19 protein-coding genes are annotated in these 16421 nt (G+C 35.3%); 15 read left to right on the top strand and 4 right to left on the bottom strand.

Translation table 11 applies throughout. The features are described from left to right. Positions 1–371 precede the first annotated feature (371 nt). From F968_RS06930 to F968_RS06965, 8 genes are all read left to right on the top strand, one after another. The gene (locus tag F968_RS06930) at positions 372–908 is read left to right on the top strand and encodes a Csu type fimbrial protein (protein ID WP_085944186.1); all 537 of its coding nucleotides are present in this window, start codon (positions 372–374) and stop codon (positions 906–908) included. Positions 909–980: 72 nt separating this feature from the next. Next, entirely contained in the window at positions 981–1685 is a 705-nt protein-coding gene (locus F968_RS06935) for a fimbrial biogenesis chaperone (RefSeq protein WP_004791617.1), read from the top strand. A gap of 9 nt (positions 1686–1694) precedes the next feature. Next, complete coding sequence (locus F968_RS06940; protein ID WP_004791619.1) at positions 1695–4154, top strand: fimbria/pilus outer membrane usher protein; 2460 nt, start codon at positions 1695–1697, stop codon at positions 4152–4154. Next, a complete protein-coding gene (locus F968_RS06945; RefSeq protein ID WP_004791621.1) occupies positions 4145–5164 on the top strand; it encodes a Csu type fimbrial protein in 1020 nt (339 codons plus the stop codon). Before F968_RS06940 ends, F968_RS06945 begins: the two co-directional genes overlap by 10 nt. Positions 5165–5391: 227 nt before the next feature. Next, positions 5392–6078: a glutathione S-transferase gene (locus F968_RS06950; RefSeq protein WP_004791623.1), complete on the top strand. Its 687-nt coding sequence runs from the start codon at positions 5392–5394 to the stop codon at positions 6076–6078. Positions 6079–6085: 7 nt separating this feature from the next. After that, a complete protein-coding gene (locus F968_RS06955; RefSeq protein WP_004791625.1) occupies positions 6086–6847 on the top strand; it encodes an SDR family NAD(P)-dependent oxidoreductase in 762 nt (253 codons plus the stop codon). 11 nt (positions 6848–6858) lie between these two features. Beyond that, complete coding sequence (locus tag F968_RS06960) at positions 6859–7542, top strand: SDR family NAD(P)-dependent oxidoreductase (protein ID WP_004791628.1); 684 nt, start codon at positions 6859–6861, stop codon at positions 7540–7542. Positions 7543–7619: 77 nt separating this feature from the next. Further along, positions 7620–8177 (top strand): chorismate mutase, encoded by a 558-nt coding sequence (locus F968_RS06965; protein ID WP_004791629.1) that lies wholly within the window; start codon positions 7620–7622, stop codon positions 8175–8177. A 155-nt stretch (positions 8178–8332) separates the two neighbouring features. Here F968_RS06965 and F968_RS06970 read toward each other — a convergent pair whose 3' ends face one another. Both F968_RS06970 and F968_RS06975 read right to left on the bottom strand, forming a co-directional pair. Continuing rightward, complete coding sequence (locus F968_RS06970) at positions 8333–8950, bottom strand: LysE family translocator (RefSeq protein ID WP_004791630.1); 618 nt, start codon at positions 8948–8950, stop codon at positions 8333–8335. 73 nt (positions 8951–9023) lie between these two features. Next, a complete protein-coding gene (locus tag F968_RS06975) occupies positions 9024–9854 on the bottom strand; it encodes a sugar phosphate isomerase/epimerase family protein (RefSeq protein ID WP_004791632.1) in 831 nt (276 codons plus the stop codon). A 1363-nt stretch (positions 9855–11217) separates the two neighbouring features. Between F968_RS06975 and F968_RS06990 the strand changes: the two genes are divergently transcribed. Then, on the top strand, positions 11218–11772 hold the full coding sequence (locus F968_RS06990) for a TetR/AcrR family transcriptional regulator (protein ID WP_034596587.1): 555 nt from the start codon (positions 11218–11220) through the stop codon (positions 11770–11772). A 53-nt stretch (positions 11773–11825) separates the two neighbouring features. Here F968_RS06990 and F968_RS06995 read toward each other — a convergent pair whose 3' ends face one another. After that, positions 11826–12347 (bottom strand): hypothetical protein, encoded by a 522-nt coding sequence (locus F968_RS06995; RefSeq protein ID WP_004791638.1) that lies wholly within the window; start codon positions 12345–12347, stop codon positions 11826–11828. A gap of 112 nt (positions 12348–12459) precedes the next feature. Further along, positions 12460–13182, bottom strand: coding sequence for a type 1 glutamine amidotransferase (locus F968_RS07000; RefSeq protein WP_004791639.1), 723 nt, complete (start codon positions 13180–13182; stop codon positions 12460–12462). A gap of 267 nt (positions 13183–13449) precedes the next feature. On the opposite strand from F968_RS07000, the gene F968_RS07005 reads away from it, so the two are divergent. The 6 genes from F968_RS07005 to F968_RS07030 all read left to right on the top strand — a co-directional run bounded on the left by F968_RS07005 (position 13450) and on the right by F968_RS07030 (position 16347). Continuing rightward, positions 13450–13674: a hypothetical protein gene (locus F968_RS07005; RefSeq protein ID WP_004791641.1), complete on the top strand. Its 225-nt coding sequence runs from the start codon at positions 13450–13452 to the stop codon at positions 13672–13674. Between the two features lie 149 nt (positions 13675–13823). Further along, on the top strand, positions 13824–14198 hold the full coding sequence (locus tag F968_RS07010) for a TonB C-terminal domain-containing protein (protein ID WP_004791643.1): 375 nt from the start codon (positions 13824–13826) through the stop codon (positions 14196–14198). Positions 14199–14487: 289 nt separating this feature from the next. Then, positions 14488–14757, top strand: coding sequence for a hypothetical protein (locus F968_RS07015; RefSeq protein WP_004791645.1), 270 nt, complete (start codon positions 14488–14490; stop codon positions 14755–14757). A 107-nt stretch (positions 14758–14864) separates the two neighbouring features. Then, positions 14865–15065 carry a hypothetical protein gene (locus tag F968_RS07020; RefSeq protein ID WP_004791647.1) on the top strand — a complete coding sequence of 67 codons (201 nt, stop codon included), beginning with the start codon at positions 14865–14867 and terminating at the stop codon, positions 15063–15065. Between the two features lie 184 nt (positions 15066–15249). Then, complete coding sequence (locus F968_RS07025) at positions 15250–15759, top strand: hotdog fold domain-containing protein (protein ID WP_004791649.1); 510 nt, start codon at positions 15250–15252, stop codon at positions 15757–15759. Positions 15760–15774: 15 nt separating this feature from the next. Next, positions 15775–16347, top strand: coding sequence for a lysozyme (locus F968_RS07030; RefSeq protein ID WP_004791651.1), 573 nt, complete (start codon positions 15775–15777; stop codon positions 16345–16347). Positions 16348–16421: the final 74 nt, after the last annotated feature.

The raw sequence follows: 16421 nt of genomic DNA on the forward strand, positions 1-16421 counted from the left end.
AAGAGATAAATAATATAAAAATAAATAAATTAAGAAATAGTATCTAATTTTTTAAGATGAGCTGAATCCTGTAATATTTATTTAAATTTAACTTAATATTTTTTCTAATAATTTTATTAAAACAAGTTGAATCATATATTTAGGTTTTGTAAATATTGTTTTTTGTATCCATAGGGGAAGTTTAGGTAACTTTGTTTTATCGATTGGAAATAAAAATAATAACGTGAACATGCATTTTATTTATTTTTATGTATTATGATGAAAAGTAGATAAAAAAATAAGCTTTAAAAAAGCAGTCAAATAAAAATGATTGTAAGAATAAGGGTTAAATTTTTTATATCTATTAATTCGACAATTTAGTTTAAAAGGTTTTGGCCATGAAAAAGACTTTTTTTTATTTATCAGCAGTTGTTGCGGGAGTATTTTCTCTCAATGCAGCACATGCAGCTACAGCAACAGGTACATTAACTGTTAAGGCAACCGTAACGAATAGTTGTGTCTTAAATACCTCTGCAACCGGAACGACAACAAATGCAGTTTTAGACTTCGGTACTTTAAGTTCACTGGCTAGTAATGTCGATGCTGATACCACCACGACAGGTGGTACCTCAATTAAAGTCCTTTGTAATAATACTGTGCCATGGACTTTATCATTTGATGGTGGTCAAAATGTTTTATCAACCCAACGACGTATGATCGGTGGAGCCACTAGCGATGAATATATTCCTTACAACCTTTTCTCAGACACAGGACGTGCCACTGCAATAGGTATTGCAACCACTGCCTACAGTGGGACTGCGACTGGTAATGTTCAGACAGTGAACGTCTATGGCCGTATTCCTGCTGGTACAACTTTGCCAAGCGCAGGTAGTTATGTTGATAGTGTAACTGTAACAGTAACTTATTAATTTGTATGAATTAAAAATACATTAGCCCTTTTAAAAGGGCTAATACATTAAAAAGTCATATTTGAGCAAATTATGAAAAAAAATATTTTTATTATTACGGGATTATTCTTATCTTTATCTAGCTCTATTAACGCCGCGACAATCCGTCTTTCGCCTGTGAATGTAGAAATATTAAGTAATCAAAATGCAGCTTCAATTAGTTTATATAACCAGTCAAATGAAAGTACTGATTTGCAGATTCGCGTATTTGAATGGACTCAAAAAAATGGACAAGATCAGTTAACACCTACAGATGAGATTGCCATTGGTCCACCATTTTTAAAATTACAGTCTAATGATTCTTATAACTTACGTGTAGTCAGAATTAATCCAGCACCTGTTTCTGGTGAAAAAACTTATCGTATTATTATCGATGAGCTACCAAAACCAGTTGATAGCCGTAAAGCCGCTCAGGGCGTAAATGTATTACTGCGCTCATCCTTACCCGTATTTGTAGTCAATAAAGATGCCATTACCAAATTGAATTGGAAAATTGATACAAATCAGGAAGCACCTTCCTTAAATATTAGTAATATTGGAAACCGGCATGCACTTTTAAATAATTTAATGCTTGTTGATACAACAGCGAATAAAAGTTACCCCATTAAAGTAAATACCGTAAATGGTTATATCCTTGCGGAGCAATCGCGAAGTTACTCGATTAGTAACTTTACCTATCAACCAAATCATAAATACAGCGTATCTCTAACAGTTAATGGTAAGAAAACCACACTTTAAGAGGCTTATATGAAATACATTATAGGTGTCTTATGTGTTACGTATTTTCCTGCATATTCTTTTGCCGAACAGTTACAAGATCATACGAATACTGCAGTTCCCAGTGTTCCTAAATCTGTTGGTAGTAATAATAAATATACACAATTAGAGACGAATGAGCAGGATCAAGATGTTAATTTCATTAAATTATTTTTAAATGTTTCTATTAATTCTAATGCCTCTGAAGACTTAGTTGCTGCGAAGCAATCTAAGGATGGAAAACTATATATTCGTTCAGGTGCCTTAAAAACTTTAAGAGTGAAAATGGATGAGTACATTCCTGATAGCGAATGGTTGTGTATTAATGAACTAAAAGGAATCAGATTTAAATATTTAGAGAATGAACAGGCTCTCAATTTACAAGTTCCTTCCAACATGTTGACGGGTTACTCAGTCGATTTAAGCGGCCAGCAGGCTACTAGCCAACATTTGCTGAAAATGAAGCCCTTAAACGCGGCTATTCTGAACTACAGTCTGTATAACACCGTAACCAATGATGAGAATGTTTTTTCAGGTTCGGCAGAAGGGATCTTTAACAGCGCAATCGGTAACTTTTCTTCGGGTGTTTTATACAACGGTAGTAATGAAACGAGTTATAGCCATGAAAAATGGGTGCGCTTGGAGAGTAAGTGGCAGTACGTAGACCCAGAAAAGATCAGGATATATACCTTAGGGGATTTTATTTCCAATAGTTCTGACTGGGGTAGCAGTGTACGTTTGGCGGGTTTTCAATGGTCGAGTGCTTATACTCAACGAGGTGATATTGTCACTTCAGCATTCCCACAATTTTCCGGTTCGGCAGCACTTCCTTCAACTTTAGATTTATACGTTAACCAACAAAAGATTTATTCAGGGCTTGTGCCATCAGGTCCATTTGACATTAAACAGCTCCCGTTTATTTCAGGCAATGAAGTCACTCTTGTGACCACCGATGCAACGGGTCAGCAGAGCATTACCAAACAGGCTTACTATTTTTCATCCAAAATTTTGGCAAAAGGCATTAACGAATTCTCAGTAGATGTCGGTGTTCCACGCTATAACTACGGATTGTTTTCCAACGATTATGATGATGCCACTTTTGCTTCGGGTGCGATTCGATATGGCTACAGCAATTCGCTGACCTTAAGTGGTGGGGTAGAGGCTTCAACAGATGGCCTATCAAATCTAGGCACTGGTTTTGCCAAGAATCTTTTTGGTTTTGGGGTGATTAATGCTGATATTGCAGCGAGTCAGTATAAAGATGAAAACGGTTATTCTGCTCTAGTGGGTTTAGAAGGACGCATTAGTAAGAATATTTCGTTTAATACCAGCTACCGCAAAGTGTTTGATAATTACTTTGACCTTGCCCGTGTGTCTCAAGTTCGATATTTAAAAGATAACCAGATGACTCCTGAACCACAGAACTATCTGAGCTACAGTGCGCTGGCAGATGAGATTTTTAGGGCAGGCATTAACTATAATTTTTACGCAGGCTATGGTGCTTATCTGGGCTATAACCAGATCAAATATAGCGACAACTCTAATAAATTAGTGTCTGCCAATTTAAGCGGAAGCCTGAACAAAAACTGGGGCTTTTATGCGTCAGCGTATAAAGATTATAAACACCAAAAAGACTATGGCATTTACTTTGCGCTGCGTTACACACCCTCTACCCGAATCAATGCGATTACAAGTGTATCTAATGATGGTGGCAAGCCAAGTTACCGTCAAGAAATATTCGGCTTATCAGAACCACAAATCGGTTCATTTGGATGGGGAGGTTATGTTGAGCGCGATCAGGATGCGAATCAAAACAATGCATCGGTCTATGCTTCTTACCGTGCTCGTGCAGCTTACCTAACTGGTCGATACAACCGAATTGGGGATAACGACCAAGTTGCACTTTCAGCCACAGGATCATTGGTTGCGGCAGCAGGGCGAATTTTTGCGGCTAATGAAATTGGTGATGGCTATGCAGTTGTGACCAATGCTGGGCCGAAGAGTCAGATTATAAATGGCGGGGTAAATTTAGGCGTAACCGATAATTCTGGAAGATTTCTGATTCCAAGCCTCATGCCATATAAGGAAAACCATATTTATTTAGATCCATCGTATCTACCTTTGAATTGGAGCGTGAAGTCTACAGATCAGAAAACAGTAGTGGGTTATCGCCAAGGTGGTCTTATTGACTTTGGTGCTCATCAGGTCATTTCTGGATTAGTCAAACTTGTTGATGCGAACAATTCACCGTTATTACCAGGTTATACGGTTCGCATTAATGGTCAGCAAGATGGTGTAGTTGGCTATGACAGTGAAGTATTTATTCAAAACCTATTAAAGCAAAATAAACTTGAAGTCGATCTTTTGGATCATGGCTCATGCCAAGTTGACTTCACATATAACAGTAATCAGTACTCAACTAAGAAATTGGGACCTTATATATGTCATTAAATATTATGAATAAGGCTCAAATAGAGAGCTATAAGAAATTTTCATTGTCTTTAAAATACTTTATAGGCATTTGCTTATTTTATCTCGTTTATGCTTTTTTTAGCCCAGCACATGCTGCTTGTACAGTAAGCGGAACTACTAATAGTACTTTTACCTACACTGCAGCAAATATTAATAGTGATGCAACTGTAAACCTTTCAGGCACAATTACTTGCACGAATTTAGGACTTTCCCAGATTTCTAATTTCATGTGTATGAAAACCGTATTTACGGGAACCACAAATGCAATTAACAATGTTTCATTACCTTATACGGTAACCGGAATTGTAGGTGGAGCGGGGTCTTCTACCAATAATCTAACCTCTAATGTATGGTATGGACCAGTAGCAACAATCGCATCAAATAATATTGTGAGTTACTCAGTAAATGTGAAAGTACCAGCTCGAACGGGATCACTCATTGCCTATCCTAAAGGAACATATACGGCTTCGGTTCGGTTGTATTGGGATATGGATCTTTTGGGTTTGTCATGTGGTGATTTACTTGGTGGCTGGGATTCAGGCGATACACTGCTAACAGCAAATTTTGTGGTTCCAAGTCTGTGCCAATTAAACTCGACCTCAACTGTAGATTTCGGCAATATAAATGATATTAGTCTAACCAAGCGTGATTACACAGCACAAGGAGCTGTAAATTCGACTTGTAATTATGGAACGCCATATAGCATTTATTTAGGAGATGGAAACAATCGTATAGCGGGTGGATTTAGACGTATGATTAATAGCAATAATGAATTTATTCCCTACCAGTTATATAAAGACTCCAACTATAGTACGGTTTGGGATGCTACAGGAGGCGTGACTAATGTTGGAGGGGCGGGTGGAGTGTCTGGCACAGGAACAGGTAGCGCTCAAACTACGCCAGTCTATGGAAAAATTCCGCAAGGTACTTCCATCGCAAGTAGACCAGGCACTTATTCTGATAGTGTTGTTGTTACGGTGACTTATTAATTTATCAAATATACGCGGTTCTATTTTAGTCGCATGGTTCCGCGTAATTTCAATTATATTCATTAAAAATGACTAAACATAAAATGATATAAATCAAATAATTTTGGCATTTTAAAACTTATTCGTCATTAAAAATGGTTTGACTTAAAAATACATTCTGTATATTTATTGATTAGTTCTAAAAAAGAACTAGCAAGCTAACAGGCAATTAAAATAAAGGTGAACAAATGTCGGATATTATTTTGCATCAATGGGAAATTTCTCCATTTTGTCAGAAAGTTTCAAGAATTTTGAAATTTAAAGGAATCTCATTTGAAACAGTGAACTATAACGGCATTCTAGGGGCTAAAGTTCCTTTACTCAGTAAAGTGGGCAAGGTACCTGTAATTGACCATAATGGACAGCGGATTCAAGACAGTACCCGAATTGCTCGCTACCTAGAAGAAGCTTATCCAGATACACCACGGCTTTATCCAGAAGATCCAAATCAAAAAGCACTTGCAGAGCTGTGGGAAGATTGGGCAGATGAAGCTCTCTATTTTTATGAAGTCTATTTACGTGTAAATGACCCAGAAGCTCTAAAAGAAGCCATTCGTATTAGTAGTATTGGCCGCCCAGCATATGAAAGACCAATGGTAAAAGGATTTATTTTAGCCGAGTTAAAAACACAGCTTTTCTTTCAAGGTTTAGGCCGAATGAAAGCTGAAAATGTTGAAGAGGAGTTTAGAAGACACCTCGACCGTATCGAACAAGTTTTATCGCAAAGTGAATGGTTAGTTGGAGACTCTCAGACCATTGCCGACATTGCTGTGGTCGCTCAACTTGGTGAAGTGGTTCGCACAAGCAAAAAATTTAGTAAAGAAATTTTGGATCGTCCGTTTATTGCATTATGGTATAAAAAACAAACAGGGTGAAAAGACCATGACATTAGCAACATCAGATAAAAAATTAGATTGTGCAGTTGTTATTGGCGTTGGGGCATCACAAGGTATTGGCGCAGCCGTGTGCCATCGTTTTGCAAAAGAAGGTTTAAAAGTTTATGTCGCTGGGCGTACTTTCCAGAAAATTGAAGCGGTGGCTGCCGAAATTCATTCGAAAGGTGGGGACGCTGTCGCATTTCGCCTAGATGCAGAAGATATAAAGCAAGTACAAGCTTTATTTGACACCATCACCAGTCAAAATGAGCGCATTATCGCCGTCATTCATAATGTGGGAGGAAATATTCCCTCAATCTTTTTACGCAGTCCGTTGTCGTTTTTTACTCAAATGTGGCAATCCACTTTTTTATCGGCTTATTTAGTTTCTCAAAGCTGTCTAAAAATCTTTAAAGATCAAAATCACGGTACGCTTATTTTTACTGGGGCGAGTGCTTCTTTGCGCGGAAAACCTTTTTTCGCAGCTTTTACGATGGGTAAATCTGCTTTGCGGGCTTATGTACTCAATCTTGCTCAAATTTATAAATCACAGGGCATACATATTGCTCATGTGATTATTGATGGAATGGTCGATGGCGATAGAGTAAATAAAGCATTATTTGGTCTGGGGCGGCTAGCCCGTCTTACACGTGGCACGGGTGGCCTCAATATTGATGCAATTGCAGACAACTATTGGATGCTTTACCAACAAACACCGAAGCTTTGGACACATGAACTCGATTTACGTCCTTACCAAGAAAAATTTTGAGAGAGACTAAAATGCTAAAAAAAATATGTCAGAGATTTCAAAAAAAGCAAGGTTGTGTTGTTTTTGCTGGTCATGATTTACACCTAATCGAACGTGATTTTGTAATTCTAGACAAAAATGCACAATTTCCATTACACCTTTATCAAGTTGTACATGATTCAGCTGCGCAAAAAATCCAAATTCACTCAATCAACGATGGAGTGACAGCAGTTCATTTGAACTTAGTAAATGCAGATCATTTAAAAAGCTTGGTGCGTTATATCTCTAGCCAAAGACACACAATAGAACTCTGCGTATTTCAGCCGAATTTTTCATCTTCGCCCAATATTGAGGCTTTATCTTTAGAAGAGATTGAGCACAATTGGCAGACCACAGGTTTAAGTGCGGTGAGTGTGGCGCAAGCTGTGATTAAGCCGATGTTAAAGCAGCAGCGGGGCACAGTTATTTTTCTTGGTGCGCCATTTAACAACTCGACTCACTACGATGTCTTAAGCCAAAGCATGTTTGCTGGCGTTCGCGCTTTAGCGCAGTCATTAGCAAGAGAGTTTCAACCTAAAGGTATTCATGTTAGCTATTGCATGGTCGAAAAATGGGATGGGCAGAACCAGCATTTTATTTCATCTGTTAAGCAAGTGTGCCAACACATTTATCAGCAGCCTGATTCGGCATGGAGTCAAGAACTCAGCCTATCTTGAAATTTTACTTTCGCATATTGTTAAAATACAGTACTGATCTGGAATGATGACAGAACAATAATTTCAATAGGTATTACATGGCAAAAATTAAGAGTGCTCAGTCAGCGGTTAAAGTGGTTTGTACGTTGGCAACTTTCATGTGTGTTTCTTCATTAGCGCAAGCATATCAATATGATCAAACTGCTCGTTTAATTAACGAGCGTTTATCTTATATGAAGGATGTCGCGGGTTATAAAGCAGAACAGCATTTACCGATTGAAGATTTAACTCAAGAAAAGAAAGTTCTTGATCAATCACTTTCTGAAGCCGATTCTTTTGGTCTAAGTAGTGAAACAGTGAAGCCATTTATTGTGACTCAAATGAACGTTGCCAAGGCAATTCAGTACCGATATCGCGCAGACTGGTTGTCGAGTCCAGAAACCAATTGGAAACCGCAAGATTTAGCCGAAGTACGTTTAAAAATTAGTACACTAAATACTGAGCTTTTAAAAAATATTGCCTATGAACTTAAGAAAAATAATAACAAAGCACCTCATAGCTGTAGCTATATGTGGTCTGTACAGCATCCTCAACTTAAGGAGGCCGATAAAAAAGTTTTATGTATGACATTAAATAAAATTAAATTAAAACAATAGGTTTATAAAGCAGGGCATATAGATTGCTGATTCAATCCAGATTAAATCAGCAATCTCTTCAAGCTTAAATTTGTAGAACAGACGTCGGATGAGTGCGGAAATACTTTAAAGGATAAACGCTTTTAGCTTAAAAGCGTTTATAACTGTTTTTTCATTTATTGAGTAATCAGTAAAACAGCGAGAATAAAAAAGATACAGCCACTGATTTTATTTAATCTGGCAAAGTTATTTCCAGACAGCATTTTTTCTTTAAAAATTGAAGAAAAATTAGCGTATACCAAATGAATTAAGAAACCTATTAAACAAAAAGTTAAAGAAAGTATTAAAAATTGGTTTATTATTTTTTCTTTTATATCAATAAATTGTGGAAATAGAGCAATAAAGAAAACAATGGTTTTTGGGTTGAGAAGTGACGCAAATAATCCTTGATAGAATAATTTAGATTTACTTACCGCTTTTTCACTTGTTTCAGTGTCTAATAAATCTTGAGAAGGTGATGTTTTTACAAAGTTTTTATAGCCTAGATACATTAAATAAAATGCACCAACAAATTTTAATACAGTAAAAATAGTGGGATTACTGGTAATGATTAAACCCACTCCACTCGCCGAAATGACCGCAATGACAAACATGCCAATAATTAACCCAATAATTCCAAATAGGGCCGTACGTACTCCATAATTGATTGAGTTTGTAACTGTAAATAAAACGCCTGGTCCGGGACTAGATAGTGTAAGAAAGGCAATTGTTATGAAAACTAGTAAACTACTCACTTAATATATCCTTTTAAAAATGAATTATTTAAATTTAAAAAGCCTTCTGATGTTCCTCAGAAGGCTTTTAGTTTTATGCGCTTGCCAATTCTTTAACTGAATCTAAAGTAGTTTTGTCTCTTACTTCAAAGGCAACAAGACCTTTCCAATTGTGGCGGTTAATTGTTTCGATAAAATCAGAATAATTTACAGTACCGCGACCAATACTAAAGTGTTGATCTTGTTCACCATTGTTATTACTAAAAGAAATACCTTTAATTTTGTCATGGTATTTGTCTACAACAGCAATTGGATCGCCTTCACCCACATTTGCATGTCCTGCATCTAAGAAGAAATAGACATTTGTGTGGTCAATTTTATTAAAAACATAATCGTATTCTTCCATGTGAGTAAATACATAATGGAAAGGGCGATAGTTTTTATAATTTGATAAATTCTCTAAATAAATATCAACTGATTTTTCAGCCGCATATTCAGCTAATTCTTTAACAGATAAAATATAGTTATCGAGAGCTTTTTGTTTAGCCAATACAATTTTCTTTGGTTCTACAATACCACCACCGTGAATAACTAAAGGTGCCCCAATTTTTGCGGCAATATCAATTTCTTTTTTAACATATACAACCGCTGCTTCTCGTAAATAATCGACATCGCTACCTAATGGTGCTTTGAAGTTACCGTGGAAAATCGGTTGAATATTATATTTTTTTATTAAGCTATTTAGATTTTCGATTCGTTCAGAAGACCAGTCTGGAACCATTTCCCCATGTAAACTTCCATCCACATACCAATGGGTACAACCATCGTTAAATGCTCTAAGAATACCTTCTTCAGCTGGCAAATACTGCTGATGGGCAATTCCAGAAGCAAAGTTAAGGTAATTATTCATTAAAGGCGAAGTCATTGTTATGTTCCTGATTTATTAATGATATTTTGGGTGTAATTATTTATTCACTCGTTACCCAGCCGACATCTTATTTTTATTTTGCCACAAAAACATTAGACTAAAGTATAATATATTTGAGTAGGGAATATGTTTATACAGACAGATCTGTATATTGCATAATTTATCAAAAAATCTAAGTTTCATTTTTATTATACTATTTTGGAATTCGTTAGATATACTCAAAAATAACTGGTTTTTAATATATATAGTTACTAATTATTATTATTTAAATTTTACCGATTTTTTCTTATTAGCATTATATTACAGATTTTACTCTGTATGTTTAATAGGCTAATAAAACTTTTAATAGTCTATTGGTTCGAATTATAGTCATTATATAAATAATAATATTGTTAAATAAATTGAATTATTAAATAGTAGTTTGAATTATAATCGCCGTTTACTATTTTTACGGGGATAAAATGAAAATTATTTTTTTAACGATATTAGTTTTATTACAAATTATCTTTTTAACTCAGGCTGAGGCACGAGGAGGCCGTGGGGGAGGGAAATCTTTTAGTGGTCATAGTTACTTTTCAAAGAGTAAACCATCACATGCACGAAGTAGCTATAGAGGTTTTGGTAGTAGTTCGTCTAGTAGTAGTTCTTCGGAATGCCCTTGTAGTGGAAACAAAAATTGTGTGGGGCCGCGTGAAGACAAATATTGCATTACTTCGGATGGCAACAAACGCTATCGCTAATCAGCAAATTTAGATGCAATATAATTCAAAAAAGCTCTTGTTATTTAAAGAGCTTTTTTATATCAAATGTTTTGATTCTTTCTTTTTGAACATTGACACCCAAAACCGCTCCGATTATTCTTTGCCTGCTGGCCACATTGCCAGTCGGCTTTGACAGGCTGTATACCCAAAGCACACGAAAAAGTCTTTCTTTTTTGTGGGCATCCCTGCGTGCCCCCTCTGCGGCGGAACGGGAGGGGGACACCCTCGGGTGTGCTGATCTTTTGGGTATCAGTCTGTCAACCCTCTCTCGTTTCGCCACCATTATTTGACAGTAGTGTGGTGAAGCTTCTTTATTACCCAAAGGAGTTCGCTCATGCGTACTATTTCTTCTTTATTGGTCTTTGCCAAAATTTCTTTATTCATATCATTTAAACGGTCTTTAAAAAGGTTTAATCGACTATAGGTTTTAACCTTTAAATCAATTACGACTAAAAATCATAGCAACAATAAACCTGAGATAGGCGAGCACACCTTTTTTGTGCCGTTTTTGCATGCCTGTATTTAGCACTCATTTTAAGAGTGACGGCATTTTTATCTCTTTTTATAAACAACAAAAAATTATTTTAAACGGTATGTCTATGCCAACTTTAGAAGCATCATTTAAAGCACTGCGAGTGCTGCACGTGGCAAGAAACTTATTTAATCAATATGGCTTTAATAATGTCGGTGTAGACCGAATTGTTAGCGATGCCAAAATACCCAAAGCCACTTTTTATAACTGCTTTTCATCTAAAGAAAAACTTATTGAGATGTGTCTGACTTTTCAAAAAGATGCGTTAAAAGACGAGGTGTTTTCGATTATCCATTCGTACCGTGAACTTATGGTTTTCGATAAATTAAAGAAAATCTTCTTTTTGCATGCTGATTTAGAAGGGTTTTATCATTTGCAGTTTAAAGCCATTTTTGAAATTGAAAAGCTTTATCCCGCCGCCTATAAGGTCGTCAGTGACTATCGAAATTGGTTTATTAAAGAAATTTATAAGCTGATTTTAACCGTAAAAGTTACCGCTACACTTGAAGATGCCTACATGTTTTTGTTTGTGATTGATGGGGCAATGGTTCAGCTTTTAAGTGCAAATAAGATCGATGAAAGAGATAAGCTATTAGAATATTTTATGTCGATGCTCGCTTAGGTTGAGTAGGAGTTTAATACTTATAAAAAAGCCCTCCGAAGAGGGCTTTTAACTTATCGAATAGAAGGCTGACTTAAGATTTTGTAGACTTTTTCTTTATATACATCATTTGAAATCATGCCTTTATCACGCTGTTGTTTTAGCGACTTAAACTGCTGACCATTAATTTCTCTTTGAATACCAACATTATCGTGGTTTCTAATGTAGTAAAGACTACGCTCATGATCACTCATATTGACTGTTTCATCAGTAGAGTAAGACGGCTTAGCTTCCTTTTCTTGATATTGTTTTGCAATTTCAAAAAAATCTACATTTTGAGGATTAGTGCCAGAATTAGAAAACTCTTTTGGTTGCCCATTAAATTTATGTTCTTGAGAACTCGCGTTTACTGCAAGCATGCTCTTATGCTGATTAAAGTTAGGAGGGGTATATTCTTGTTTCATTTGAAATGTGTTTGTTTCAGAAAAAGCTACGGGAGAAAAAAGACTAATATTTAAAGATAAAAAAATTAATAACAATCTATTCATTTCTTTTGAAGTCCAATTGAAATTGAGTAAATCACTGTATTGTAACATTAAAGTTGATTTTTTGGAGATTAAATTTTGAGTGGATTTGATCATCTAGTAAATAATAAGATCTATAGGCGAGTGTAAAAACCAAGTTGAGAAAGCTTTTTACACTCATTTTTTAATGTTGTTTTGAGTATTCTTCTTTCAGTTTATCTAGAAAAATAAAGAGGTTTTGATTCATCTCTTGGTAATCGTGATTCCGTAATTCTTCACGACTATTCACGAATTTATAATGTTGAGCCTGATTTAACTCGGCTTCTGAGTGTTGAATCAGCAATTCAACAACTTCTGTAGTTAATTCCATGTGACATTGCAATCCATACACTAATTTTGAATATTCAATAATTTGTCTTGGACAACCTGCACTAAAAGCAATGATTTTTGCGTCGGGAGTTAAACCCGGCATATCATTATGCCAATGACCAACTTCGGTCATTTTTCCTAAGTGTGAAAACTTGGAGTTTGTTATGCCATATTCTGTAAGCATAATTGGAAATTTGCCAATTTCTCTTTCAGGGCTATGCTCAAATTTGGCCCCTAAAGCTTGGCCAATCAATTGAGATCCTAAACATACCCCGATAACTACTTTGTTTGCTTCAATCGCTTTTTTAATGATTGATTGTTCAGCTAATGAATTAAAGTGAGGGCACATCTCTGGGCGCGTATCTGGATCTTGTGGACCACCCATCACAATAAGGAAATCTATATCTTCAGCAGAAGCTGGCAAAGCTTCATTTAAATATACTCTTGAATATGTAATTTTGAAGTCATTATTTTGAGCCCATATTTCATATGCACCGGGTGCTTCAAAATCTTCATGAACAATAAAATGTAGGCGCATGTTAGTCCTCAAAATCTAAGCGTTAATTAATAGATCATTCGTTATAAGTCGAGGATAGATTAAAAGCTGTAGGCTTTATCTAATACATCCAGTTTTTAAAAGTTATATGGTCCAGGTGTATGGATTTTATATGATTTAAAAAGAGTTACTCATTTTATTAATGCGAGTTTTATAAATTTATTGTTAAGTATTGCTAAATAGTTTCGGTGTGACAATAGCTGTTCAATTTGTTAAGTTGTGTGGCTTTTATAACGGTAGTCAAAATTTATGAAGACATTTCTACTTATATCTTTATTGGGTTTTGGGCTGATTGGCTGTGCTTCATCTCCATATAACTCTCAAGAAAACTATTTAAATAACGCTCCAACTGTTCCAGTCAATAAAGCATTTAATAGTTTTAAAACACCTGAACACGGAATTTTTACTGATCAAGATGTCTATAATGTACCGGAAAATTCAAATATGAATTTTCGTTACGAAGTCCCTTTTTAAAGAAAAATAAAACATAAATCTAAACAAAGGTAGATCAGGATGACCTACTACCTTTACTGGCTAGGGATAATCAGTGATTAATACCGCCTTTGGGTGGTTTTTTCAAATTTAAACTGTTAAATTTTAATTATTGAAAAAAGGTATTTTAAATGAAAAACTTCACTATTATTGCTTCTTTATTTTTATTAGTTGGGTGTGAGACTGGCCATAAACAGGTTACATCTGTTCAAGTTACCGATAATAAAATTACTTCAGAAGCTGAAAAATATAAAAAGCAATATCAAAAGAAAATTTATAAAATATGGGATATTCCAGCGTCTTCGGCTGGTATGAGTGCAAGCGTTAAAGTATTTTTAACTGACAGTGGAGAAATTGAGCAAATCATCTTTTTAGATAAAGAAGAACAAAAATTTAAAACAAGTATTGAAAAGGCGATCTGGCGTGCAAGCCCATTTGCTTTGCCTTCAAACCCTGAAGTAAGAAAGCAAGCAAGAAAATTCAATATGAAATTTCAGGCTAAATAAGTAAGTTCTTCTTCAGCATGGGAAGCAAATTTAAAACTATTAATGTATATAAATTTGCTCTCTTATTTTATAAATAGCGGAGGTAGCTAGTTAAAACTGTATATAAATTTCTTTCAAAATTAAAAGCAACATATTATCTTAAATTGAAAATAAGACAGTTCATGTATAGGTAAACAAAATATAAAGATTACTTACATTGCTATCAAAATATAACATAAACAAAACTTTAAAAAGGCCTTAAATTAATATAAAAAATTGATATGAGTCCTAAAATGTGACATGAAAAAGTATGAGTCAAGTAAGCAAACCCCATAGTGAAAGTAAGGCTACCTCAATTGTCGCGTGGGGCATAATTTTATTTGGAATTGTTTTGGGAATAGCCTTTATTTTGTCATATGGGCAAGTTGAAACAAGAAATGATAATTTAGACATTATTCAAGTCTGGTCTAAAGAGATGGTTACAGTCGGTCTTTTTATTATATTTAATGGACTACTGTTTGGTTACTTGCTTTTAAAAATTAGTAGTATTTTGAACCATCTTGAAAATAACAAAAACTAAAACGTATCCGAAAGTGTCAGTTACACAAATGATGATTGTTTGGTGTTGAATGTAGCCGTTAATTATTTAAGCATGGAATGACACAAGTTAAGCAGAGGATGAATCTCATGATAGATGAAGAAAAACCCTTAAATTTTGACGATGATGAAGAGCCTCTCGATTTTGCCGATGAAGAATTTATCGATGATAAAAAAGAGGATGAGTTGTATAACAGCATTACCAAAGATGGCTCGAGTGTAGATCCGGCCGATGATGGTGAGCGTCACATTCGCCCTGAAGATGGTGATCCCATCGAAATTGAAGAATAATTTAAAGCCCAATTCAATATTGGGCATTTTTAATATTTGGGATTTCTAGTCAAACAGTACGCTACGTTCGAGGTTATTTAATCATTATCATTAATGACTAAAAAAATTGAGAACTAAGCAATGAGTGTAGAAGTAGGTACATATATATTTATTGAATGATTTATTCTCGAATTGAAGTAAAACTATGAGTAATTATATTTCTACATTTACCAACAAAATCAAAAATAAAGCACTTCCACCGGTCAATGATGTTCTGCTCGCATTTAAGACTTTGAAAAATGTACCAGGCGGATTAACGCTATTATCAAAAGTTGTTAGTCGAGAGGCTCCATATTTTCAGACTGTAAATCCAATGATTCAAAAATTAGATTTAAATGTGTGTGAAGCCTCAATTAAAAAAAATAAATCAATCGAAAATCATATCGGGACGGTACACGTTATTGCCATATGTAATGGTCTGGAATTTGTGATGGGCGTGTTAGCTGAAGCATCAGTACCTCAACATTTAAGATGGTTACCTAAAGGTATGAACGTAAATTATGTAGCTAAGGCAGATTCTGATATTAAGTTAGTAGCAACAATTGATGACGAGTGGAAAGTTGGAGATATGCAAGTAAAAGTTAATGCTTATAGAGCGGATGGGCAGCCAGTAGTTCAAGGGTATATTACGCTTTGGGTTACAGAGAAAAAGTAAATAACAGGGCATTAAATGCAAAAAATATTGGATTATCTCCGCAAATTTTTTACTGCTAAGCTTCAGCGAGATGCAGCAGCGGATCAGATTGCTACAGCAATTGATCATGGTGATGAATTGATAGGTGTCGCTGTTGATGAGATGTCTCTTAGTTTAGACGGTGTAAACCTAATCTGTAATTTTGAAGGATTAAAACTCAGTGCTTATGATGATGGTACTGGGGGCTGGACTATTGGATATGGTACGACGCGATATCCTCATGGTCAGCGTGTAAGTGAAGGAGATCGATGCACACTTGAACAAGCTAAAGCTTATATGCAGCATGATCTAAAGATATTTGAGCGCGCAGTAAATAGTGCCGTAAAAGTATCTTTAAAACAAAATCAATTCGATGCATTAGTCTCTTTAGCTTATAACATTGGAGTAGGGGCTTTTAAAAACTCGACCTTACTCAAAAAGTTAAATTTAGGTGATTACAAAGAGGCTGCAAACCAGTTTGATGTTTGGGTCAATGCTGGCGGTAAGCGTTCGCAAGGGCTGGTGAATCGCCGTGTAATCGAAAAGAAATTATTTTTATCGTCAAAATAGTACTTTCAATTTTTATTAAACTTTGTCAAAAAATCATTAAAAGCCCCAAATAATTAGGGCTTTTTCATATAGGA

It is taken from the genome of Acinetobacter sp. NIPH 817 (genome assembly GCF_000368405.1).
GTDB lineage: Bacteria > Pseudomonadota > Gammaproteobacteria > Pseudomonadales > Moraxellaceae > Acinetobacter.